We start from the raw sequence: 1,555 nt of genomic DNA, 5'->3' as shown, positions 1-1,555 counted from the left end.
GTCTTTTCGCATCGTCGTGTAGGAGGCAATCACGCCGAGGACTACGGCTTCGATGGCCAAAAAGATCATGGCGCTGATCGGTGTGATGGGTTCGCTCAACACTCCGGCCAATCCCGCCGCGGTCCACTCCAAAGACAGTGCGCGAGGAATCATCGCCCCCGGAAGATAGATTCCGGCGGGGCCAAGCGCTACCGCGACGGCCTGTTCGACCAGAAGCATCCAGCCGAGGAACACCGCGAGGGCGGCCAACTGGGCCCGAATGAGCGCCCCGACGGCCACTCCCAAGGGGGCGCCGATCATCCCCACGAGGATCATCGCCACTGTTGCCCCGATAAACCGGCCCGGTTCGGGTAACGAATAGTCGCCCACCACCGTGAGGATGACGGTCGCGGTAATAAAGGCCCCCGCCAGGGAGGCGAGGGCGATGAGTGCGCCGCCGAGCGCTGAGGCGAGCATTTTCCACGCCACCACCACCCCGCGCTTGGGGGTTTGCAGGAACGTGTGAATCGCGGTTCCCCAGCGAAATTCCGAGGTCATCAACAGGACGCCCAGGATGGCCGGAAACAGCCACGCGAGATACACCGTGTCGGTGTAGAAGTTGGCGACCAGTGTCGCATCGAGGGCTCGCTCGGGTTCTGCGAGCATGTTGATTCCGTCAAACACGCTCAGCACAACGCCCACACCAAACGCGGTGAGCGCGATGGCGCGGGTGTAACTGGAGGCGAGGAGCTTCTGGATTTCTGCGCTCAAGATATTCATGCGGGATCTTTCTGGGTCAGGCGCAGGAAGGCGGCTTCGAGACTGTCGTCGCCGGCCATTACTGCCTCGAGGCTGTCGTGGGCGACGAGACCACCGCGGTGAATAATCATCACGTCGTCGATCGTGTTTTGCATTTCCGCGAGCTGGTGTGACGAGACCAACACGGTGCGGCCTTCTGCTTGGAGGTTTCGCAGAAACTGTCTGAGCCACGCAATACCCAGCGGGTCGAGGCCATTGGCGGGCTCATCCAGGACCAACAACTCTGGATCGCCGAGCAGGGCGGAGGCCAGTGAGAGCCGCTGGCGCATGCCCAGGGAGTAGGACTTCACCGGCTTGCTTCCCACGTCACCCAACTCCACCAGGTTCATCATCTCGGTGACCCGCCGTGATGAGACCCCCATCCCCGCGGCCATCAAGCCCAGATTTTTTCCCCCGGAGAGTTGTGGCTGGAAGCCTTTGGTGTCCAACACCACCCCGACGCGCTGGAGCGGCTGGCCCAGTTCACGATAGGAACTGCCGAAAATGTGTGCGCTGCCGGAGCTCGGTCGGGCGAGGCCCAGGAGGCAGCGCAGGGTGGTGGATTTTCCCGCTCCGTTTGGCCCCAGAAACCCGGTAATTTGACCCGGCGCAATGTCCGCGCTCAACTCTTTGACCGCGTGGGAGCCGGCGTAGGTTTTTGTCAGCTTCGAAAACACTACGGGAGACGCCATGGGGATCCGATCGGTCTAAGAGGTGAACTAACGCGACTTTAGCACCTGTGACACATCGCCCAGACAACCACGGGGACAACCCGCGA

The 1,555-nt window shown here is 62.0% G+C and carries 2 protein-coding genes; both read right to left on the bottom strand.

The features are described from left to right. Positions 1-759: hypothetical protein (locus RI518_RS07880; RefSeq protein WP_310689826.1), on the bottom strand; the 759-nt coding region annotated here is incomplete at its 3' end. Next, positions 756-1,469, bottom strand: coding sequence for an ATP-binding cassette domain-containing protein (locus RI518_RS07875; RefSeq protein WP_310689825.1), 714 nt, complete (start codon positions 1,467-1,469; stop codon positions 756-758). The genes RI518_RS07880 and RI518_RS07875, both read right to left, overlap by 4 nt. Positions 1,470-1,555: the final 86 nt, after the last annotated feature.

This window comes from Pontimonas sp. (genome assembly GCF_031581085.1).
GTDB lineage: Bacteria > Actinomycetota > Actinomycetes > Actinomycetales > Microbacteriaceae > Pontimonas.
The sequence above is the reverse complement of the archived record's forward strand: the minus strand, read 5'-3'. Positions and strand labels throughout refer to the sequence as shown.

Coding starts and splice junctions, on each gene's coding strand:
- RI518_RS07875 (WP_310689825.1), bottom strand. CDS start 1,469: ATGGCGTCTCCCGTAGTGTTTTCGAAGCTGACAAAAACCTACGCCGGC.